General features: G+C 41.4%; 31 protein-coding genes. 26 read left to right on the top strand and 5 right to left on the bottom strand.

Annotation, left to right across the window (positions count from 1 at the left end):
• Positions 1-4 precede the first annotated feature (4 nt).
• The 23 genes from rpsC to rplQ all read left to right on the top strand — a co-directional run bounded on the left by rpsC (position 5) and on the right by rplQ (position 12,249).
• Positions 5-877 (top strand): 30S ribosomal protein S3, encoded by an 873-nt coding sequence (rpsC, locus tag SNE26_RS28710; RefSeq protein WP_090529273.1) that lies wholly within the window; start codon positions 5-7, stop codon positions 875-877.
• Positions 878-927: 50 nt separating this feature from the next.
• The gene (gene rplP / locus SNE26_RS28715; RefSeq protein ID WP_090529269.1) at positions 928-1,350 is read left to right on the top strand and encodes a 50S ribosomal protein L16; all 423 of its coding nucleotides are present in this window, start codon (positions 928-930) and stop codon (positions 1,348-1,350) included.
• A gap of 124 nt (positions 1,351-1,474) precedes the next feature.
• Positions 1,475-1,684, top strand: coding sequence for a 50S ribosomal protein L29 (gene rpmC, locus SNE26_RS28720; RefSeq protein ID WP_090529266.1), 210 nt, complete (start codon positions 1,475-1,477; stop codon positions 1,682-1,684).
• A gap of 19 nt (positions 1,685-1,703) precedes the next feature.
• Positions 1,704-1,964, top strand: coding sequence for a 30S ribosomal protein S17 (rpsQ, locus tag SNE26_RS28725; protein ID WP_321557252.1), 261 nt, complete (start codon positions 1,704-1,706; stop codon positions 1,962-1,964).
• A 1-nt stretch (position 1,965) separates the two neighbouring features.
• Positions 1,966-2,334, top strand: coding sequence for a 50S ribosomal protein L14 (rplN, locus tag SNE26_RS28730; RefSeq protein ID WP_090529260.1), 369 nt, complete (start codon positions 1,966-1,968; stop codon positions 2,332-2,334).
• A 1-nt stretch (position 2,335) separates the two neighbouring features.
• Positions 2,336-2,665, top strand: a complete 330-nt coding sequence (gene rplX, locus SNE26_RS28735; RefSeq protein WP_090529257.1) for a 50S ribosomal protein L24 — start codon at positions 2,336-2,338, stop codon at positions 2,663-2,665.
• Positions 2,665-3,228, top strand: a complete 564-nt coding sequence (gene rplE / locus SNE26_RS28740; protein WP_091215970.1) for a 50S ribosomal protein L5 — start codon at positions 2,665-2,667, stop codon at positions 3,226-3,228. Before rplX ends, rplE begins: the two co-directional genes overlap by 1 nt.
• Positions 3,221-3,490, top strand: coding sequence for a 30S ribosomal protein S14 (gene rpsN, locus SNE26_RS28745; protein ID WP_091215973.1), 270 nt, complete (start codon positions 3,221-3,223; stop codon positions 3,488-3,490). The genes rplE and rpsN overlap by 8 nt, the downstream gene beginning before the upstream one ends.
• A 144-nt stretch (positions 3,491-3,634) precedes the next feature.
• Positions 3,635-4,033 (top strand): 30S ribosomal protein S8, encoded by a 399-nt coding sequence (rpsH, locus tag SNE26_RS28750; RefSeq protein ID WP_121233544.1) that lies wholly within the window; start codon positions 3,635-3,637, stop codon positions 4,031-4,033.
• Positions 4,034-4,050: 17 nt separating this feature from the next.
• Positions 4,051-4,608 (top strand): 50S ribosomal protein L6, encoded by a 558-nt coding sequence (gene rplF / locus SNE26_RS28755; RefSeq protein ID WP_321557253.1) that lies wholly within the window; start codon positions 4,051-4,053, stop codon positions 4,606-4,608.
• Between the two features lie 5 nt (positions 4,609-4,613).
• Complete coding sequence (rplR, locus tag SNE26_RS28760) at positions 4,614-4,964, top strand: 50S ribosomal protein L18 (RefSeq protein WP_090529241.1); 351 nt, start codon at positions 4,614-4,616, stop codon at positions 4,962-4,964.
• A gap of 12 nt (positions 4,965-4,976) precedes the next feature.
• Complete coding sequence (gene rpsE / locus SNE26_RS28765) at positions 4,977-5,495, top strand: 30S ribosomal protein S5 (protein WP_090529238.1); 519 nt, start codon at positions 4,977-4,979, stop codon at positions 5,493-5,495.
• Positions 5,496-5,501: 6 nt separating this feature from the next.
• Positions 5,502-5,681, top strand: a complete 180-nt coding sequence (gene rpmD / locus SNE26_RS28770) for a 50S ribosomal protein L30 (protein ID WP_022833274.1) — start codon at positions 5,502-5,504, stop codon at positions 5,679-5,681.
• A 4-nt stretch (positions 5,682-5,685) separates the two neighbouring features.
• Entirely contained in the window at positions 5,686-6,132 is a 447-nt protein-coding gene (gene rplO, locus SNE26_RS28775; protein WP_090529235.1) for a 50S ribosomal protein L15, read from the top strand.
• 5 nt (positions 6,133-6,137) lie between these two features.
• The gene (secY, locus tag SNE26_RS28780; RefSeq protein ID WP_321557254.1) at positions 6,138-7,481 is read left to right on the top strand and encodes a preprotein translocase subunit SecY; all 1,344 of its coding nucleotides are present in this window, start codon (positions 6,138-6,140) and stop codon (positions 7,479-7,481) included.
• Positions 7,482-7,487: 6 nt separating this feature from the next.
• A complete protein-coding gene (gene map / locus SNE26_RS28785) occupies positions 7,488-8,279 on the top strand; it encodes a type I methionyl aminopeptidase (RefSeq protein WP_121233547.1) in 792 nt (263 codons plus the stop codon).
• A 64-nt stretch (positions 8,280-8,343) separates the two neighbouring features.
• Positions 8,344-8,562, top strand: coding sequence for a translation initiation factor IF-1 (infA, locus tag SNE26_RS28790; protein WP_022833270.1), 219 nt, complete (start codon positions 8,344-8,346; stop codon positions 8,560-8,562).
• 4 nt (positions 8,563-8,566) lie between these two features.
• Positions 8,567-8,683, top strand: a complete 117-nt coding sequence (gene ykgO, locus SNE26_RS28795) for a type B 50S ribosomal protein L36 (protein ID WP_022833269.1) — start codon at positions 8,567-8,569, stop codon at positions 8,681-8,683.
• A gap of 90 nt (positions 8,684-8,773) precedes the next feature.
• Entirely contained in the window at positions 8,774-9,151 is a 378-nt protein-coding gene (rpsM, locus tag SNE26_RS28800) for a 30S ribosomal protein S13 (protein WP_090529226.1), read from the top strand.
• Between the two features lie 134 nt (positions 9,152-9,285).
• Positions 9,286-9,675 (top strand): 30S ribosomal protein S11, encoded by a 390-nt coding sequence (gene rpsK, locus SNE26_RS28805; RefSeq protein ID WP_090529224.1) that lies wholly within the window; start codon positions 9,286-9,288, stop codon positions 9,673-9,675.
• 67 nt (positions 9,676-9,742) lie between these two features.
• Positions 9,743-10,351 carry a 30S ribosomal protein S4 gene (gene rpsD, locus SNE26_RS28810; RefSeq protein WP_321557255.1) on the top strand — a complete coding sequence of 203 codons (609 nt, stop codon included), beginning with the start codon at positions 9,743-9,745 and terminating at the stop codon, positions 10,349-10,351.
• A 192-nt stretch (positions 10,352-10,543) separates the two neighbouring features.
• Positions 10,544-11,536: a DNA-directed RNA polymerase subunit alpha gene (locus tag SNE26_RS28815; RefSeq protein WP_321557256.1), complete on the top strand. Its 993-nt coding sequence runs from the start codon at positions 10,544-10,546 to the stop codon at positions 11,534-11,536.
• 161 nt (positions 11,537-11,697) lie between these two features.
• The gene (rplQ, locus tag SNE26_RS28820) at positions 11,698-12,249 is read left to right on the top strand and encodes a 50S ribosomal protein L17 (protein ID WP_176627929.1); all 552 of its coding nucleotides are present in this window, start codon (positions 11,698-11,700) and stop codon (positions 12,247-12,249) included.
• A gap of 190 nt (positions 12,250-12,439) precedes the next feature.
• Here rplQ and SNE26_RS28825 read toward each other — a convergent pair whose 3' ends face one another.
• From SNE26_RS28825 to SNE26_RS28840, 4 genes are all read right to left on the bottom strand, one after another.
• On the bottom strand, positions 12,440-12,937 hold the full coding sequence (locus tag SNE26_RS28825) for a GNAT family N-acetyltransferase (protein WP_321557257.1): 498 nt from the start codon (positions 12,935-12,937) through the stop codon (positions 12,440-12,442).
• A 474-nt stretch (positions 12,938-13,411) separates the two neighbouring features.
• Complete coding sequence (locus SNE26_RS28830) at positions 13,412-13,672, bottom strand: Txe/YoeB family addiction module toxin (protein ID WP_321557258.1); 261 nt, start codon at positions 13,670-13,672, stop codon at positions 13,412-13,414.
• Entirely contained in the window at positions 13,660-13,866 is a 207-nt protein-coding gene (locus tag SNE26_RS28835; protein ID WP_321557259.1) for a DUF2683 family protein, read from the bottom strand. The genes SNE26_RS28830 and SNE26_RS28835 overlap by 13 nt, the downstream gene beginning before the upstream one ends.
• Before the next feature lie 81 nt (positions 13,867-13,947).
• Positions 13,948-14,238 carry a hypothetical protein gene (locus tag SNE26_RS28840; RefSeq protein WP_321557260.1) on the bottom strand — a complete coding sequence of 97 codons (291 nt, stop codon included), beginning with the start codon at positions 14,236-14,238 and terminating at the stop codon, positions 13,948-13,950.
• A 261-nt stretch (positions 14,239-14,499) separates the two neighbouring features.
• Here SNE26_RS28840 and dnaK point away from each other — a divergent pair, with 261 nt between their 5' ends.
• From dnaK to SNE26_RS28855, 3 genes are all read left to right on the top strand, one after another.
• A complete protein-coding gene (gene dnaK, locus SNE26_RS28845) occupies positions 14,500-16,395 on the top strand; it encodes a molecular chaperone DnaK (protein WP_321557261.1) in 1,896 nt (631 codons plus the stop codon).
• Positions 16,396-16,607: 212 nt separating this feature from the next.
• Entirely contained in the window at positions 16,608-17,009 is a 402-nt protein-coding gene (locus SNE26_RS28850; RefSeq protein WP_321555051.1) for a hypothetical protein, read from the top strand.
• A gap of 8 nt (positions 17,010-17,017) precedes the next feature.
• Positions 17,018-17,953: an IS3 family transposase gene (locus tag SNE26_RS28855; protein ID WP_321554647.1), complete on the top strand. Its 936-nt coding sequence runs from the start codon at positions 17,018-17,020 to the stop codon at positions 17,951-17,953.
• 217 nt (positions 17,954-18,170) lie between these two features.
• Here the strand turns inward: SNE26_RS28855 and tnpA are convergent, their stop codons facing one another.
• A complete protein-coding gene (gene tnpA / locus SNE26_RS28860) occupies positions 18,171-18,632 on the bottom strand; it encodes an IS200/IS605 family transposase (RefSeq protein WP_321557262.1) in 462 nt (153 codons plus the stop codon).
• Between the last annotated feature and the right edge of the window lie 41 nt (positions 18,633-18,673).

Here is an 18,673-nt window from a genome sequence, read left to right on the forward strand (position 1 = left end):
TGAAATGGGACAGAAAGCACATCCAATAGGTAACAGGTTAGGAATCATCAGAGGTTGGGATTCTAACTGGTTCGGTGGTAACAACTACTCCGACAAATTAGTTGAAGACGAAAAAATCCGCAAATACCTTTCAGCTCGTATTGCTAAAGGTGGTGTATCTAAAGTAGTTATCGAGCGTACTTTAAAACGCATTACCGTAACTATCCACACTGCCCGTCCGGGTATTGTGATCGGTAAAGGCGGCCAGGAAGTTGACAAGATCAAAGAAGAGTTGAAAAAACTTACCAAAAAGGAAGTTCAGATCAACATTTTCGAGATCAAACGCCCTGAGCTTGATGCACAATTAGTAGCAGAAGGCATTGCAAAACAATTAGAAGCACGTATCTCTTTCCGTCGTGCCATGAAAACCACAATCGCTGCAACCATGCGTATGGGTGCCGAAGGTATCAAGGTAATGACTTCAGGCCGTTTAGGTGGCGCTGAGATGGCACGTAGCGAGCAATATAAAGAAGGCAGGATTCCTTTGCACACTTTCCGTGCTGACATTGATTACGCATTAGCAGAAGCGTTAACTACCTATGGTAAAATAGGTGTTAAAGTTTGGATCTGCAAAGGCGAAGTTTATGGCAAACGCGATCTTTCTCCAAACATTGGCGGTACCAGCAGCGCAAGCGGCAAAGGTGGCAGGCCAGAAGGCGGTGCGCCAGGCTTTGGTGGCCGTGGTAACGAAAGAGGCGGCGAGCGCGGCGGTGAGCGTCGTGGCGACAGGAAACCAGGTGGCGATCGTCGTGGCGGTGGTAACCGTCCAGGCGGACAAGGTGGAAACCGTCCGGGTGGACAAGGTGGAAACCGTCCAGGTGGCCCGGGTAAGAGATAATAATTAAAGTACAAGACAAATATCGAATAACGATATAAAAGCTTAAGAAAATGCTACAGCCAAAAAGAACGAAGTTCAGAAAGATGCAAAAAGGCAGGATGAAAGGTTTAGCCACCCGTGGTGCTGAACTTTCATTTGGATCTTTTGGTGTTAAATCACTCGAAGCGGCATGGATCACCAGCCGTCAGATCGAGGCTGCACGTATCGCTGTAACACGTTTTATGAAACGTGAAGGACAGGTTTGGATCAGGATATTCCCTGACAAACCTGTAACCAAGAAACCTGCAGAGGTACGTATGGGTAAAGGTAAAGGTGCTCCTGAATACTGGGTTGCGGTAGTACGCCCCGGAAGGATCATTTTTGAAGCCGAAGGTGTGCCTTTGGAAGTTGCTAAAGAGGCTTTACGCCTTGCAGCACAGAAATTACCAGTGCAAACTAAATTTATTGTACGTAGGGATTACGTAGAAGCATAAATTGAGGAGTTAGTTGAAAAGTTGTAAAGTTTTAATGTTGTGAAGTTAGATGCCGAATTTCACCCATCAAAAGAAAACAATACAACGTTTAAACTTGCCAACAGACAACAAATAACAAAGAAAAATGAAGAACTCAGAAATTTTGGGCCTATCAACTGAAGAGATTGTTGCAAAGATCAGCGAGGAAAGGGCTACCCTTACCAAGTTGAAATTCGCTCACGCTGTTTCAGCTATTGAGAACCCGTCCCGTATAACCAAAGTACGCAAAGGAATTGCTCAGTTAAATACTGAATTAACAAAACGTAAAGCGGCGGCCGCTTCTGAAAAGAATTAATTTTTTAAACATTCACAAAATGGAATTGGAAAGAAATTTAAGAAAAACACGTACCGGCCTTGTAGTAAGCAACAAAATGGAGAAATCTATAGTTGTGGCCGTTGAACGTAAGGTGAAACACCCTATCTATGGTAAGTTCGTGAAAAAAACTACCAAATTCAAGGCTCATGATGAAAACAATACCTGTGGCGTAGGCGATACAGTATTGATCATGGAAACCCGCCCGCTGAGCAAAACCAAAAACTGGCGATTAGTTGAAATTTTAGAAAGGGCTAAATAAGATGGTACAACAGGAATCAAGATTAACAGTAGCCGACAATAGCGGCGCTAAAGAAGTTTTAGTGATCCGTGTATTGGGTGGTACCGGTAAAAGGTATGCATCAATCGGCGATAAAATTGTGGTTACCGTAAAAAGCGCTTTACCATCAGGTAACGTGAAAAAAGGTACCGTATCAAAAGCCGTAGTTGTGCGCACTAAAAAAGAGATCCGCAGAAAAGACGGTTCATATATCCGTTTCGACGATAACGCAGCTGTGTTGTTAAACAACCAGGACGAGCCAAGAGGTACACGTATCTTTGGCCCTGTTGCAAGGGAACTGCGCGAGAAACAATTTATGAAAATTGTATCATTAGCACCGGAGGTATTGTAACATGGAAAAGAAAGTAAAATTAAAGATCCGTAAAGGCGACCTGGTTAAAGTTATCGCCGGCGATTCAAAAGGATCACAAGGCAAAATCGTTGAGGTTTTGGTAGATAAGAACAGGGCTATTGTTGAAGGTGCCAATATGGTATCAAAACATACTAAACCTAATGCTGCTAACCCTAACGGCGGAATTGTTAAACAAGAAGCTGCTATACATATTTCAAACCTAATGCTGGTTGATCCTAAAACAGGTAATACAACCCGTGTTGGCCGTCAAAAAAATGACGCCGGCAAATTAGTAAGGGTAGCAAAAAAATCAGGGGAGGAAATTAAGTAATGACTTACGTACCAAGATTAAAATCAAAATACAAAGAAGAAATCCGCACCGCACTGAAAGATAAATTTCAGTACAAAAGCGTAATGCAGGTTCCTAAACTGGAGAAAATTGCCATTAACCAGGGTGTAGGTGGTGCAACTACCGACAAGAAATTGATCGAAAACACCATCACTGAGTTAACTACCATCACTGGTCAGCAAGCAGTATCTTCAAAATCTAAAAAAGATATCTCAAACTTTAAATTGCGTAAAAATATGCCGGTTGGCGTACGTGTTACCCTGCGTGACAACACAATGTACGAGTTTTTGGATCGTTTAATCGCTGTAGCCCTGCCACGTATCCGTGACTTCAAAGGCATCAACGATAAAGGTTTTGATGGCCGCGGCAACTATACATTAGGTATTACTGAGCAAATTATCTTCCCTGAGATAAATATTGACAAAATCAATAAAATCCAAGGTATGGATATTACCTTTGTAACCTCCGCAACAAACGATGTTGAAGCATTGGAGTTGTTGAAACAATTTGGTTTACCATTTAAAAATCAAAATAGCAATGGCTAAAGAAGGTGTAAAAGCACGTGAAGTAAAGCGCGCAAAATTAGTAGCTAAATTCGCTGAAAAAAGAGCTGCTTTGAAAGAAGCAGGCGATTACGCTGCTTTAGATAAATTACCAAAAGCATCATCACCGGTAAAACTGCACAACCGTTGCAAATTAACCGGCCGCCCTCGTGGTTATATGCGTCAGTTTGGCATTTCACGTGTTACATTCCGTGAAATGGCTCTTGAAGGCAAGATCCCGGGAGTGAAAAAAGCAAGCTGGTAAGCAAGCTAATATCAGAGATTAGAGGTTGGAGGTTAGTGATTAGGTTCGCTAACCTCCAATCTCTAATCTCTAATCTCATGAATTAACCGATGGAAGGTCGCCCCGGATGTTACGGGAAGGAAACCACCGTCATAACACAATAAAATGAATACAGATCCAATCGCAGATTATCTTACAAGAGTAAGGAATGCTATTAAAGCCAACCACCGGGTTGTTGAAATTCCTGCATCAAATCTGAAAAAGGAAATCACTAAGGTGCTTTTCGACAAAGGTTACATCGCAAATTACAAGTTTGAAGACAATGGTCCTCAGGGCAGCATTAAAGTTGCTTTAAAGTACCACCCGATAACTAAAATTTCTGCTATCCGCAGCATTTCGCGTATCAGTAAACCAGGTTTGAGGAAATACGCAGGTACAAGCAATATGCCGCGTGTATTAAATGGTTTAGGAATCGCCATCCTGTCAACTTCAAAAGGCGTTATGTCTGATAAAGAGGCACGTCAGCAAAATGTTGGTGGTGAGGTTTTATGCTACGTTTATTAATAGAAGAAATTTAAGCAATGTCAAGAGTAGGAAAAGCACCGATAGCACTGCCACAGGGAGTTACCGTTACCGTATCAGCAGAGAATGTTGTTACTGTTAAAGGTCCTAAAGGCCAGTTGCAACAGGCAATTGATAGCGATATCACTATTGCACAGGAAGACGGCCAGTTACTGGTTCAACGTCCGTCCGAACAAAAACGTCACAAAGCATTACATGGTTTATACCGTGCGCTTTTAAATAACATGGTAATTGGTGTAACTGAAGGTTACAAAGTGACCCAGGAATTAGTGGGTGTAGGTTACCGTGCCACCAATACAGGTAATACATTAGATTTAGTGTTGGGTTTCTCTCACCACTATGTATTTGAATTACCGCAGGAAATTAAAGTTACAACCACTGCTGATAAGGGTAAAAACCCAACCATCATACTTGAGTCTATCGACAAACAGTTAATTGGTCAGGTTGCAGCCAAAATCCGTTCATTACGTGCTCCGGAGCCTTACAAAGGTAAAGGTATCAAGTTCCAGGGCGAGATATTGAGAAGAAAAGCAGGTAAATCAGCATCTAAAAAATAATCGTCATGGGAGCTAAACTATCAAGAAGAGACAGGATTAAAAAAGGCATCAGGAAACGCCTTTCAGGGTCAACAGAACGTCCCCGCCTGTCAGTATTTAGAAGTAATAAAGGTATTTATGCGCAGATCATTGACGATGTAACCGGTAAAACTTTAGTTTCAGCATCATCTTTATCAAAAGATTTTGCCGCTGAAGGTACAAAATCAGATCAATCAGTAGCTGTAGGCAAGCTGGTAGCTTCAAAAGCTATCGCTGCAGGTATTAAAGATGTGGTTTTCGACAGGAACGGTTACCTGTACCATGGCCGTGTTAAGTCATTGGCCGAAGGTGCACGTGAAGGTGGTTTAAACTTTTAATCGAACAGAGAAATGTCAACAATCAACATAAAAAGAGTAAAAACAAGCGAGATCGAATTAAAAGACCGCTTGGTAAGCATACAGCGTGTTGCCAAAGTAACCAAAGGCGGCCGTACTTTCAGCTTCTCTGCCATTGTGGTAGTAGGTGATGAAAACGGTGTTGTGGGTTACGGTTTAGGTAAAGCTAAGGAGGTAACTGAAGCTATTGCTAAAGGCATTGATGATGCTAAAAAGAACCTGGTAAAAGTTCCGATCATTAACGGAACTGTGCCTCATGAGCAAATTGGTAAATTTAGCGGTGGTTTTGTTTTCATTAAACCAGCAGCTAACGGTACAGGTGTAATTGCCGGTGGTGCTATGCGTGCCGTATTAGAGTCGGCAGGTGTACACAACGTATTGGCAAAATCAAAAGGTTCATCAAACCCGCACAACGTGGTAAAAGCAACCGTATCGGCATTAGCCCAGTTACGTGATGCAAATACTGTAGCACAACAGCGCGGAATTAGTTTAGGTAAAGTATTTAACGGATAATCAGTCATGGCTAAGATCAAAATAACACAGATTAAGAGCGTGATCGACAGAACGGAACGCCAGAAAAAAACAATCGAGGCTTTAGGCTTGCGTAAAATTAACCACAGTGTGGAAGTTGAGGCTACACCTGCTATAGTTGGGATGGTTAGGAAAGTGAACCACCTGGTAGCGGTTGAAAATATTTAATATCATGAATTTAAGTAATTTAAAACCTGCAGAAGGTTCAACCAAAAATAGAAAAAGAATTGGCCGTGGTACAGGTTCTGGCCGTGGCGGTACGTCAACCCGTGGCCACAAAGGCGCCGGTTCACGTTCAGGTACCAGCACCAAGGTAGGCTTTGAAGGCGGTCAGATGCCTTTACAGCGCCGTGTGCCTAAGGTAGGCTTTAAAAACCCTAACCGTGTTGAGTACACAGGTGTAAACCTTGACGTACTTCAGGAATTAGTAACAAAATTTTCGCTTACTGCTGTTGATTTTGATACTTTGAAAGAGCACGGTTTGGTATCACGTAACGACCTGGTTAAGATCCTGGGCCGTGGTGAGCTTACTGCCAAATTAGAAGTTAAAGCACATGCATTTACTGCTACAGCTCAAAAAGCTATTGAAGCTGCAGGTGGTACCATAGTTAAGTTATAATTTCGATGAAGAAATTTTTCACCACATTATCCAATATCTGGAAAATCGAAGATCTGAGAGTGCGTATTATTAACACACTCTTATTTCTTTTAATATATCGTGTAGGCTCATTCGTGGTTTTACCGGGCGTTAACGCTGCGGTAGCATCAACCCAAAAGGCAGAAGGATTAGTAGGATTGCTGAATATGTTTGCAGGAGGATCGTTTTCACGTTCCTCTATTTTCGCGTTAGGTGTTATGCCTTACATTTCGGCTTCAATTGTGGTGCAACTGCTGGGTATTGCCGTTCCGTATTTTACCAAATTGCAAAAAGAAGGTGAAAGCGGACGCAACAAGCTTAACCAATGGACCCGCTACCTAACCATAGGTATTACCTTTTTACAGGCTATAGGTTACCTTAAATCGCAGGTTGCTGCCGATGCAAGGACTATTGCCGATCCTTTCACCTTCATCTTCCTTAACACTTTCGTGTTAACGGCAGGTACATTATTTGTAATGTGGTTAGGTGAAAAGATCACGGATAAAGGTATCGGTAATGGTATATCGCTCATCATTATGGTGGGTATCATTGCTCAGTTACCAGGCGCTTTTACAACCGAGTTCATTTCGCGTAATGGCGGTGCCGGTGGTTTGATCGCTTTCATTGTGGAGATCGTAGGTCTTATTGGTGTGGTAATGTTCACTATACTGATAGTACAGGGAACACGTAAAATTTCGGTACAGTACGCTAAACGTATTGTGGGTAACAAACAATATGGCGGTGTGCGCCAGTACATACCTTTAAAGGTAAATGCTGCCGGTGTAATGCCAATCATCTTTGCGCAGGCATTGATGTTTATCCCGCAAACAGTATCGCAGTTTTTCCCTAATGTATCATCAAACGGTATATTGATAGCTTTAGCTAACTATAACTCATGGGAGCATAACCTGTTGTTTGGGATCCTGATCATCCTGTTCACTTACTTCTATACGGCTATTACGGTTAATCCTAACCAAATGGCCGATGATATGAAGAAGAACGGTGGTTTTATCCCGGGCATCAAACCAGGCCGTACTACTGCCGAGTTTATTGATGGTGTAATTTCAAAGATAACTTTACCAGGATCAGTATTCCTGGCTATTATAGCAATCATCCCGGCATTGGCCAGTTTGGTTGGTGTATCTCCAATATTTGCAAGGTTCTTCGGCGGTACATCGCTGATCATCCTGGTGGGTGTTGTGCTGGATACATTACAGCAAATAGAAAGTCACCTGTTGATGCGCCATTATGATGGTTTAATGAAAACCGGACGGATTAAGGGACGTACAGCTATGCCTGCCGCTGCCGGTACCAGTCCGACAGCGATTTAATTAGTAATGTCAAAAATCAATTATAAGTCTGTCGAAGAGATAGAACTCATAAGAGAAAGTTCTTTACTTGTTTCAAAAACACTCGGAGAGATAGCTAAGGTTATTGCTCCGGGTGTTAAAACAATTGAACTGGATAAACTTGCCGAAACCTTTATACGGGACAACGGCGGGGTTCCTGCCTTTTTAAACTATCACGGATTTCCTTACTCACTGTGTATTTCGCTGAATGACCAGGTTGTACACGGTTTCCCCGGATCGCATGTTTTAACTGAAGGCGACCTGGTATCGGTTGATTGCGGTGTTGTTTTAAATAAATACTACGGCGATTCGGCTTATACCTTTGCCATTGGCGAAGTAAGCGACCAGGTTAAAAAGCTGATGCGTGTTACGCAGGAATGCTTAAAGCTGGGTGTTGAAAAAGCGGTTGTAGGGATGCGTATAGGTGATATAGGATACGCGGTACAGGAACATGCCGAAAAGAACGGCTTTGGTGTAGTAAAGGAGCTGGTGGGCCATGGTGTAGGGTTAAAACTGCACGAAAAGCCCGAAGTACCTAACTATGGCAAACGCGGTGCCGGTATCAAACTGGAAGAAGGGATGGTTATAGCCATTGAGCCCATGATCAATGCCGGCCGTGCCGGTGTTAAGTTTTGGGATGATGGCTGGACAGTTTCAACATCCGACAAGAAACCTTCGGCACATTACGAGCATACAGTAGCAGTACGCAAAGGTACACCAGACATTTTATCGACGTTTGATTACGTAGAAAATGTTTTAAAAGAAAAAAATAATAATTAAATAATTTTTTATTAATTTTGCATCCCGGTTTTAGGGCGGATAATTAAGTAATAATCAACAAAATATGGCTAAACAATCTTCGATTGAGCAAGACGGTACAATTAGAGAGGCATTGTCAAATGCAATGTTCAGAGTTGAACTTGAAAATGGTCATGAGATTATAGCGCACATATCGGGCAAAATGCGTATGCACTACATTAAAATTCTTCCTGGCGACAGGGTGAAACTGGAAATGAGTCCATATGATTTAACAAAGGGTAGAATAACCTATAGATATAAATAAAAAGATGAAAGTTAGAGCATCCATCAAAAAGCGCAGCGCTGATTGCAAGATCATCCGCCGTAACGGGAAACTTTACGTTATTAACAAGAAGAACCCGAAGTTTAAACAACGCCAGGGCTAAGAACAATTACTGAATTGGAGAATGATTGAATTACTGATGATAGCGATTCGATAATTCAATAATTCGATAACTCAATAAATTACAAGAAATATGGCAAGGATATCAGGTATTGATTTACCAAAGAATAAAAGAGGAGAAATCGGACTTACTTACATTTTCGGTATTGGCCGCTCAACAGCTCAAAGAATTTTGACTGAGGCTGGTATTGATTTTAACATCAAAGTACAAGACTGGACCGATGAGCAATTATCTTCTATACGCGGAATTATTAACGACCAGATTAAGGTTGAAGGTGCATTACGTTCAGAAGTGCAGCTTAACATTAAACGTTTGATGGATATTGGTTGTTACCGTGGTACACGTCACCGTAAAGGTTTACCATTACGTGGTCAGCGTACTAAAAACAACTCACGTACCCGTAAAGGAAAACGTAAAACAGTTGCTAACAAGAAAAAAGCTACTAAATAGTAAGTGAATAGTGATTGGTGGGCGGTGAGTAGTTGTCGCTTCGCAGATCATTAGGATTACCTCATTTTACAGTATAATTAATGGGTCCGGATTATTCGCTAATTCAGTAATTCATTAATTCAAAAATTAAAAAAATGGCTAAAGCTAAAAAAGTAACCAAGAAACGCATTGTGATTGTTGAGCCGGTTGGCGAAGCACACATCAATGCTACTTTCAACAACATCATCATCACCCTTACCAACAAAACCGGCCAGGCAGTTTCATGGTCATCAGCTGGTAAAATGGGTTTCAAAGGTTCAAAAAAGAATACTCCTTACGCTGCTTCACAAGCTGCTGCCGATTGCGGTAAAGTTGCTTATGACTTAGGCTTGCGTAAAGTTGAAGTATTTGTAAAAGGCCCTGGTGCCGGTCGTGAATCTGCTATCCGTACTTTGCAAACTGCAGGTATCGAAGTAACTACGATTAAAGATATTACACCGCTTCCGCACAACGGTTGCCGTCCTTCAAAAAGAAGAAGAGTTTAATTAACATATTTTTTAAAGCTAAGATTCGGCAGCTGCAGGCTGCATGATACTTTAAGAACACACAAAAATGGCCAGATATACAGGACCAAAATCCAAAATTGCCCGTCGTTTCCGTGAGCCGATCTTCGGTCCGGACAAAGCGTTAGATCGTAAAAACTATCCACCGGGCCAACATGGCGCGTCAAAACGCCGTGGAAAGCAATCAGAGTATTCAACTCAGTTGCAAGAGAAACAAAAAGTTAAATACACTTACGGTGTATTGGAACGTCAGTTCGAAAACTTATTTCACCGCGCTTCTGCTAAAGAAGGTATCACAGGCGAAAACCTGTTGAAATTCCTGGAAGCACGTTTAGACAACGCTGTTTTCCGTTTAGGAATTGCTCCTACACGTTCGGCAGCACGTCAATTGGTTAACCACAAACACATCACTGTTAACGGTGCTGTTGTAAACATCGCTTCATATGCATTGAAAGCTGGTGACGTGGTTGCAGTACGTGAAAAATCTAAATCATTAGAAGCTATCACTACTTCAGTAGCCGGAAGAAGAATCAACAAATACAGCTGGTTAGAGTGGGATGCAAGTGCCTTAACAGGTAAATTCCTTAACTATCCTAACCGCGATGAGATCCCTGAAAACATCAAGGAAAACCTGATCGTCGAGTTGTACTCAAAATAATAAGATATTGGATATTAGATGTGAGATTTGGGACTTGTTCTCAAATCTCATTTCTGGTTACATACGTAAACAAATCAATTATAAGAATGTTCTTAGGTACCAGATAGTTGAATACAGGCGTGCAAAATGTCTTAAATCTAATATCTCAAATCTCAGATCTATTAATTAGTAAACAATAAATAAAGGATATAAATGGCAATTTTAGCATTTCAAAAACCAGACAAGGTTATCATGCAAAAAGCAAATGATTTTGATGGTACGTTTGAATTTCGTCCGTTAGAACCAGGCTTTGGTGTAACCATTGGTAATGCTCTGCGTCGTATCTTACTTTCATCACTTGAGGGTTATGCAATTACTTCTGTACGTTTTTCGGGAGTAACGCATGAATTTTCGACCATCAAAGGTGTTGTTGAAGACGTAACCGAGATCATCCTGAACCTTAAACAAGTTCGTTTTAAGAAAACAGGTGAATCTGGCGACAGCGAGAAAATATTTGTTATTGTAAATGGCCAGGATGCATTTAGAGCAGGAGATATCACCAAATTCTCTAACAACTTTACTGTATTAAATCCTGATTTGGTACTTTGCAATATGGACCCGGCTGTAACGCTTGAAGTTGAGCTTACTGTTGGCAAAGGCCGTGGTTACGTACCAAGCGAGGAAAATAAGAATCCTGACGCTAACGTAGGTGTTATAGCTATCGACTCGATCTATACGCCGATCAAAAACGTAAAATATACCATCGAAAACTATCGTGTTGAGCAAAAAACCGACTATGAAAAATTAGTACTGGATATTGCTACCGATGGTTCTATCCATCCTGAAGATGCTTTGAAAGAAGCAGCTAAGATCCTGATCCAGCACTTTATGCTGTTCAGCGATGAAAACATGATGCTTGAAGCACAGGCTAAAGAAGAAACCAAAGAAGTTGACGAAGAGATCCTGCACATGCGCAAGATCCTTAAAACCGAACTGGTTGATCTTGACCTTTCTGTACGTGCCCTTAACTGCCTTAAAGCTGCGGATATCCGTAGCCTGGCCGACTTAGTATCGTACGATGTTGCTGACATGTTAAAATTCAGGAACTTTGGTAAAAAATCGTTAACTGAAATCCAGGACCTGGTTAAATCAAAAGGTTTATCTTTTGGTATGAACCTGTCTAAATTTAAGTTAGACGAAGAATAAAAAAAGAAGCAAGACTGTGAGAAGCAAGAGGCAAGATAGATTTTAGATCTTGCCTCTTGATTTCTTGACTCTTGGTTCTTGTTACAAACATTTAAGCGAAAGCATAATTCCGAGGGCTTGAGCCAATCGCCCAACGGTATGCACGTGAAATAAATAAAACAATGAGACACGGAAACAAAAACAATCACTTAGGCCGTACTACCAGCCACCGCAAAGCGATGCTGGCTAACATGGCATCTTCGCTTATTTTACACAAGCGTATTACTACAACATTAGCAAAAGCAAAAGTTTTACGCGGTTATGTTGAGCCACTTTTAACAAAATCAAAAAACGATACTACACACTCTCGTCGTACAGTGTTTAGCTACCTGCAGGATAAAGACGCTACTTCAATCGTTTTCCGCGAAATCGCAGAAAAGATTGCTAACCGTCCGGGTGGTTATACCCGTATCATCAAGTTAGAAAACCGTTTAGGCGATAACGCTGAAATGGCAATCATCGAGCTTGTTGATTACAACACTGTTTACGGTGCTGACGCTGCTGCTCCTGCTAAGAAATCAACCCGTCGTCGTGGTGGTTCCGGTGCAAAAGCTAAAACTGCTGCTCCCGTAGCTGCAGAAGAAGCTGTAGTAGTTGAAGACGTTAAAGAAGAACCAGCTGCTGAAGCACCTGCACCTTCTGAAAACGAAGAAAACGCTGAAAAAGGCGAATAATTTAATTATTCACTTTACAAATACTGAAAGCGGCCCACTCAATTGAGTGGGCCGCTTTTGTTTAATGGTTTTATATGATGTCACGAGTGTAGCGTGGCAATGGCATGCTATACAGGGCGGGTGCACCACCCGCGATTGCCACGTTGCTCCAGGGCTCTTATCCGCCCCGCTGCTCCTCCTCATATTGACCCTATTGGTTTTTTTTCAGACGATAGGTCAATAAACCTTCTGCTTCCCTCATCAAACTAAACCCACATTTATCCAGGATCCTTTTTGATGGCAGGTTATCGGCATAGGTGTTCACTATGATAGCTTTCACAAATTCATGCGTAAATGCCCATTGCGAAAGCAACTGCAAAGCTTCGGTAGCATAGCCTTTGTTATGCTGGTTTGCATCGATCATGTAACCTATTTCTGCTTCTCCATCGGAGTTGGGATAGCCGGCAAAGCCCATGCCGCCGATAACGGTGTTGCTGCTTTTAAGAACAATTTCCCAGCCGGTATACCAAAGATATTTATCAGGAAAGGAGAGCGTATTGGGCAGCCAGAAATTATCGAAGGCATCATCAATTTCTTTGATATACAGCGGATCGATCAGCATAGCTGAAGGGTTTAAACCCAACGCTGCTTCCAGTAGCCTGCGGTCTTGTTTGAGCAATAATAATTGTGCGTGTGTTAACGGTATCATCTTTAACCGTTGTGATTGGATAAAAAACATTGGATGTTTGGAATTTATTGGATGTTTGGAATTTAAATAACAATAAGAAACCAGTTCGCTTTTTTAAAGTGAATGTACAGCCGGTGTGCTATGGCTGTTTGTTATGCAATTCCAGGCAATGAGATTAGCCTGTTAAGTGTGTTAAGTAACAGAGGCGTTTTGTTTTGTTAATATAAAAGTAAGGATTTTAATTAGGAACCTGTAGTAAGTTATAAAACGCGGAGTGCGTTAGTAGCGGATACCGGCCAAGAGCGTAATGCCTGCAGGCGTATGAGCGGATAGCCCGGCCCGTTAGCTAACGGGAACGCCCATCAGGATATTGCTATTCTTCGTTTTGTTGGTCAGGCTGAACATAGTTTTCTTTAATGCTACTTATAGAAAATTCAAGTGCCCGCTGTACCTGGAAAGTACGGATGGCAATATCTGCAAAGGCAGGTGAATATATTAGTTATAATGGCCTTTTACAGAATATATAATTATGTTATTCTCGATTACTTCGTAAATGATACGATGTTGATTGTCGATTCGCCTTGACCATTTACCCGAAAATTCATATTTTAATGGCTCAGGCTTACCTATGCCGATAAATGGAGATGATTGTATGGAAACAAGTAACTTTTCGATTTTCTTTACTATGGATGTTTGTCCGCTTTTTAAGAAAAACCTGATGTCTTCCTTAGCCGTATCGGTTATTACAAGTTCCATATATCGGCAGGGTTTATTTGCGTAGTTCTGCCTGCCTTTAAATCGTCTTCACTTTGTTTTATTTTGATTACAAAATCGGCATTATAATTTTTTGAATCTTTTTCGGTTTTGTAATCAATCTTAAGAGCTTTCATAACAGCTTTTAATGCTGCCAACTGCTCTTTATCTTTTGGCTGTATAATTAATGTCTCCATACTCAAATTTACGCTTTATTAAATTAAATTTTGAAAGACAATTATCGATTTGTTGCCAGGAAGTATTGTAGCAAAGGACCATCACTCATCAATATAAAACTTGATATCCCCAATCCGGCTGCGGCCTTCCCGCACAAATTTGCCGTCGATATTGTATAGTATATCGCCAAAGAGGCTCCGGCCTTTCCTGATCATATTGTTATCAATGTTACAAACCACATCGCCAAACATTCCCCGGCCTTTTTTTACCACTTTGCCATCAATGGTATATAGAATATCCCCGAACCGGCCCCGTCCTTTTCTAACATAACTATCGTCGATAGTGTAAAGCACTGTTCCATACCTGTTATTTCCCTCTCTGATATATTTCATAATCGTTGCTTATAATTGCGGGTTTTAAGTTAAGCGAAATACTGACAATTAGCAAGCCTGATAACAACCTTTTGCCTTTAACCTTTCGCCTTTAACCTCAAAAGATCCTGCCAACCTGTCATCACAAAGTAAGGTATCCTGCCGCCTTGTTCATGAACTGACAATTACAGGCAATTTTTACTGCCATTGGCATATTGGCACAGGCATTGATAAACAGCAGTGGTAAGTAAACAATAAATCAAAAAGAAAAAACAATCATATATGTCTAAAATAATTGGAATCGACTTAGGAACAACAAACTCCTGCGTTGCTGTAATGGAAGGTAACGAGCCTGTAGTTATAGCTAACAGCGAGGGTAAACGTACTACGCCGTCTGTAGTAGCTTTTATTGATAATGGCGAACGTAAAGTTGGTGATCCTGCAAAACGTCAGGCTATCACAAACCCAACAAAAACCATTTCGTCAATCAAACGCTTTATGGGTAACCAGTTTAGTGAAGTTACAAGTGAAGCGGCACGTGTACCTTATAAAGTAGTTAAAGGTGACAACAACACCCCTCGTGTTGAAATTGGCGACCGTAAATATACCCCGCAAGAAATTTCTGCAATGATCCTTCAGAAAATGAAGAAAACTGCCGAAGATTTCTTAGGTACTGAAGTAACTGAAGCAGTTATTACCGTTCCTGCTTACTTTAACGATGCTCAGCGCCAGGCTACTAAAGAAGCCGGTGAAATTGCCGGTTTAAAAGTACGCCGTATCATTAACGAACCTACTGCTGCTGCCTTAGCTTACGGCTTTGATAAAGCGCACAAGGATATGAAAATTGCTGTGTTTGACTGCGGTGGTGGTACGCATGACGTATCTATCCTGGAGTTGGGCGACGGCGTTTTTGAAGTAAAATCAACCGATGGTGATACTCACTTAGGTGGTGACGACTTTGACCAGGTAATTATTGACTGGCTGGCAGAAGAATTTAAAAGCGACGAAGGTATTGACCTGCGTAAAGACCCAATGGCTTTACAACGTTTAAAAGAATCGGCCGAGAAAGCTAAAATTGAATTATCAAGCTCAGCACAAACTGAAATTAACCTGCCATACATCACCGCTGCTGATGGCATGCCTAAGCACCTGGTTAAAACTTTAACCCGTGCTAAATTTGAGCAACTGGCAGATAACCTGATTAAACGTACTATTGAGCCTTGTAAATCTGCTTTGAAAAATGCCGGTTTAAGCACTTCTGATATCGACGAAGTGATTTTGGTAGGTGGTTCAACCCGTATCCCTGCTATCCAGGAAGCTGTACAAAAATTCTTTGGTAAAGCTCCTTCAAAAGGTGTTAACCCTGATGAGGTTGTGGCCATTGGTGCTGCTATCCAGGGTGGTGTATTAACCGGTGAGGTTAAGGATGTGTTGCTGCTTGACGTTACCCCACTTTCATTAGGTATCGAAACCATGGGTGGTGTAATGACCAAACTGATTGAGTCAAACACTACTATCCCTACTAAAAAATCTGAAACTTTCTCAACCGCCAGCGACAGCCAGCCTTCAGTTGAGATCCACATATTACAGGGTGAGCGCCCAATGGCTGCGGGTAACCGTACTATAGGTCGTTTCCACCTGGATGGTATCCCACCTGCACCTCGCGGTGTACCACAAATTGAAGTTACTTTCGATATCGACGCTAACGGTATCCTGCATGTATCTGCAAAAGATAAAGCTACAGGTAAAGAGCAAAAGATCCGTATCGAAGCTTCTTCAGGCTTAACTGATGCTGAGATCAAAAAGATGAAGGACGAAGCTGAAGCAAACGCTGATGCTGACAAAAAGGCAAAAGAAGAAGTTGAAAAACTGAATGCTGCCGATGCCCTGATCTTCTCGACTGAAAAACAACTGAAAGAGTATGGCGATAAGGTTCCTGCTGATAAAAAAGCACCTATCGAAGCTGGTTTAGCTAAATTGAAGGAAGCTTATTCAGCTAAAGACTTTGATGCTATCGACGTTGCACAAACCGAGCTTAACACTGCCTGGACTGCTGCATCTGAAGATATGTACAAAGCTTCTGCCGAAGGTGCTCAAGGTGCACCAGCTGGCGATGCCGGAGCTCCGCAAGACAACTCTGACACTGTAACAGATGTTGATTTTGAAGAAGTGAAATAATTAATTTTGTTTTATAACAGAAGCCCGGTTTGGTTAATTCCAGACCGGGCTTTTTTTGTGGAGTAGGAAGCGTGGTGATAGCGAATATAGGAGGCGCCTACGGAGCCATAAGCCGCCTTTTTGAACCGACTATAAACATGTTACTCCTACGGAGTTTAAAAAAGTATGCATACTGTCTTGTCCTGAAATGAGTTTACACAAAAATAAACTACATGGAAAAGATCATTATTGATGGAAAAGGACATTATTCACTTGAATTTAAGCATTCAGTTATCAAAGAGTATTTGGCTGGCAGTGTTAGTCAAAAGGCGTTGTTGAGGAAATATGATATCAAGATACATAGTGGCATAACGCGTTGGATGCAGAAGTTAGGTTATGCAGAAGTTTCGGAAAAAGACAGATATTTGTCATCAGTAAAACCACTATCCTTGCCCGCAAAGAAGCCCCATAAAGATCCGCCTACAGGTGCCTTGTCGCAAGAACAACAACGCATCAAAGAACTCGAACGTCAGCTTGAAGATGAGCAGCTTCGCAGTGAAATGTACAAGCGTATGATCGAGATTGCTGAACGTGATCTTAATATTCCTATCCGAAAAAAGTCGGATACCAAGTGATCCATGAGATGAAAGACATGTATACAAGGATCAGCCTTGTACGATTATGTCGGTTACTTGGTATTACCCGTCAGGCCTATTATCAGCACTTTTGGCAACAAGAAGCATCTGGAATAGAGGATACACTTATATTGCAGGAGGTTGTCAGCATTCGCCAAGACCACCGGGCAATGGGTGGCAGGAAGCTTTATGAAAAGCTGCACCCTTTTTTGCTTGATCATGGCATTAAAATGGGACGGGATGCACTGTTCGACCTGTTGTCAGCTAATGGACTGTTAGTAAAGAAACGCCGCAGGCGGCATGTGACGACCTGGTCGGGTCACCGGTTCAACAGATGGCCGAATATCATACGCAGCCTGGAGGTCGTCAGGCCTAACCAACTGTGGGTAAGCGATATCACCTACTGGAAAGTAAAAGAAGAACATTTGTACATCAGTTTGATAACGGACGCTTATTCGCACAAAGTAGTTGGCTATCATTTGGCTGATACCTTAGAAACGATCGAAACGATACAGGCCTTGAAAATGGCTTTAAAAGACCTGCCTGAACAATTGCCGGAGGCACTTATACATCACTCGGACCGGGGAGTGCAATATTGCACAGAAAGCTATGTAAAGCTATTACAGGACAGATACATCAAGATCAGTATGACCGAGAACGGTGACCCATTAGAGAATGCCGTTGCTGAACGAATGAACGGCATTCTTAAAGAAGAATATCTTAAGCATCACCGGCCTGAGAATAAGCAACAAGCAAAACAATTACTGGATAGAGCTATCGAGTTGTATAACAAACACCGGCCACACTTCAGTATCGGTCTGCTAACGCCCCAACATGTGCATGATAAAAGCTTGCTACCTCAAAAATTGTGGAAGAACTATTATCGCAAAAACACTAACATTGTAAACGTATCACAGGACATCACTACACTTGTAAATACATAACAGGACTATCTCATAAAATGTAAACTTTTTTTAGGACGAGACATACTATAAATACATAACACGATTATCTCAAAATCGGTAAACTTTTTTAGGATGAGAGAAACCAATTAAAATAGAACTCCGGAGGAGTACCATGTTTGTAGCCAAAATAACAGGCTGTTTTGGCTCCGTAGGCGCCTCCTGCTGCGTCATACAAATCATGCGATCGGGGCAATCACTACTCAATAAAGTCAAATAAATACCTCTCTTCAAACGGAACTTCAAATTTTTCCAACAACGTTATATATTCTTGCTTGAATGTCTTTTTCTGATGATGGATTTCCTGGTTTTGAATATATTTTATCACAGAGTCGATATGTGATTGTGAGTACGAGAAAACTCCGTAACCTTCCTGCCATTTAAATTTTCCCTTGACCCAACCTTTGCTATTGATAAACTCATTACTTTCAACTTTAATTTCTTTTGCAAAATCCGAAATCAAAAGACTTGGCTTGAAACCAACAAAAATGTGGATATGATCAGGCATGCAATTAATAGCCAGTAATTTTATTCCCCGATTTTGAATTAGGGCCGTAATGTATTTATGCAACTCTTCTTTGTTATTTTTTGATATGAGATTGTATCTGTCTTTTACCGCGAAAACAAATTGAAGATAGATTTGTGAAAAGGTATTGGCCATTCTGAATGATACTTGACCGAATGTAATTAGTATCACAAGAA

This window comes from Mucilaginibacter sp. cycad4 (genome assembly GCF_034263275.1).
Lineage (GTDB): Bacteria > Bacteroidota > Bacteroidia > Sphingobacteriales > Sphingobacteriaceae > Mucilaginibacter.

Bases quoted from the DNA above. Each gene is read 5' to 3' on its own strand.
- rpsC (WP_090529273.1), top strand. From the start codon at position 5: ATGGGACAGAAAGCACATCCAATAGGTAACAGGTTAGGAATCATCAGA.
- rplP (WP_090529269.1), top strand. From the start codon at position 928: ATGCTACAGCCAAAAAGAACGAAGTTCAGAAAGATGCAAAAAGGCAGG.
- rpmC (WP_090529266.1), top strand. From the start codon at position 1,475: ATGAAGAACTCAGAAATTTTGGGCCTATCAACTGAAGAGATTGTTGCA.
- rpsQ (WP_321557252.1), top strand. From the start codon at position 1,704: ATGGAATTGGAAAGAAATTTAAGAAAAACACGTACCGGCCTTGTAGTA.
- rplN (WP_090529260.1), top strand. From the start codon at position 1,966: ATGGTACAACAGGAATCAAGATTAACAGTAGCCGACAATAGCGGCGCT.
- rplX (WP_090529257.1), top strand. From the start codon at position 2,336: ATGGAAAAGAAAGTAAAATTAAAGATCCGTAAAGGCGACCTGGTTAAA.
- rplE (WP_091215970.1), top strand. From the start codon at position 2,665: ATGACTTACGTACCAAGATTAAAATCAAAATACAAAGAAGAAATCCGC.
- rpsN (WP_091215973.1), top strand. From the start codon at position 3,221: ATGGCTAAAGAAGGTGTAAAAGCACGTGAAGTAAAGCGCGCAAAATTA.
- rpsH (WP_121233544.1), top strand. From the start codon at position 3,635: ATGAATACAGATCCAATCGCAGATTATCTTACAAGAGTAAGGAATGCT.
- rplF (WP_321557253.1), top strand. From the start codon at position 4,051: ATGTCAAGAGTAGGAAAAGCACCGATAGCACTGCCACAGGGAGTTACC.
- rplR (WP_090529241.1), top strand. From the start codon at position 4,614: ATGGGAGCTAAACTATCAAGAAGAGACAGGATTAAAAAAGGCATCAGG.
- rpsE (WP_090529238.1), top strand. From the start codon at position 4,977: ATGTCAACAATCAACATAAAAAGAGTAAAAACAAGCGAGATCGAATTA.
- rpmD (WP_022833274.1), top strand. From the start codon at position 5,502: ATGGCTAAGATCAAAATAACACAGATTAAGAGCGTGATCGACAGAACG.
- rplO (WP_090529235.1), top strand. From the start codon at position 5,686: ATGAATTTAAGTAATTTAAAACCTGCAGAAGGTTCAACCAAAAATAGA.
- secY (WP_321557254.1), top strand. From the start codon at position 6,138: ATGAAGAAATTTTTCACCACATTATCCAATATCTGGAAAATCGAAGAT.
- map (WP_121233547.1), top strand. From the start codon at position 7,488: ATGTCAAAAATCAATTATAAGTCTGTCGAAGAGATAGAACTCATAAGA.
- infA (WP_022833270.1), top strand. From the start codon at position 8,344: ATGGCTAAACAATCTTCGATTGAGCAAGACGGTACAATTAGAGAGGCA.
- ykgO (WP_022833269.1), top strand. From the start codon at position 8,567: ATGAAAGTTAGAGCATCCATCAAAAAGCGCAGCGCTGATTGCAAGATC.
- rpsM (WP_090529226.1), top strand. From the start codon at position 8,774: ATGGCAAGGATATCAGGTATTGATTTACCAAAGAATAAAAGAGGAGAA.
- rpsK (WP_090529224.1), top strand. From the start codon at position 9,286: ATGGCTAAAGCTAAAAAAGTAACCAAGAAACGCATTGTGATTGTTGAG.
- rpsD (WP_321557255.1), top strand. From the start codon at position 9,743: ATGGCCAGATATACAGGACCAAAATCCAAAATTGCCCGTCGTTTCCGT.
- SNE26_RS28815 (WP_321557256.1), top strand. From the start codon at position 10,544: ATGGCAATTTTAGCATTTCAAAAACCAGACAAGGTTATCATGCAAAAA.
- rplQ (WP_176627929.1), top strand. From the start codon at position 11,698: ATGAGACACGGAAACAAAAACAATCACTTAGGCCGTACTACCAGCCAC.
- SNE26_RS28825 (WP_321557257.1), bottom strand. From the start codon at position 12,937: ATGATACCGTTAACACACGCACAATTATTATTGCTCAAACAAGACCGC.
- SNE26_RS28830 (WP_321557258.1), bottom strand. From the start codon at position 13,672: ATGGAACTTGTAATAACCGATACGGCTAAGGAAGACATCAGGTTTTTC.
- SNE26_RS28835 (WP_321557259.1), bottom strand. From the start codon at position 13,866: ATGGAGACATTAATTATACAGCCAAAAGATAAAGAGCAGTTGGCAGCA.
- SNE26_RS28840 (WP_321557260.1), bottom strand. From the start codon at position 14,238: ATGAAATATATCAGAGAGGGAAATAACAGGTATGGAACAGTGCTTTAC.
- dnaK (WP_321557261.1), top strand. From the start codon at position 14,500: ATGTCTAAAATAATTGGAATCGACTTAGGAACAACAAACTCCTGCGTT.
- SNE26_RS28850 (WP_321555051.1), top strand. From the start codon at position 16,608: ATGGAAAAGATCATTATTGATGGAAAAGGACATTATTCACTTGAATTT.
- SNE26_RS28855 (WP_321554647.1), top strand. From the start codon at position 17,018: ATGAAAGACATGTATACAAGGATCAGCCTTGTACGATTATGTCGGTTA.
- tnpA (WP_321557262.1), bottom strand. From the start codon at position 18,632: ATGGCCAATACCTTTTCACAAATCTATCTTCAATTTGTTTTCGCGGTA.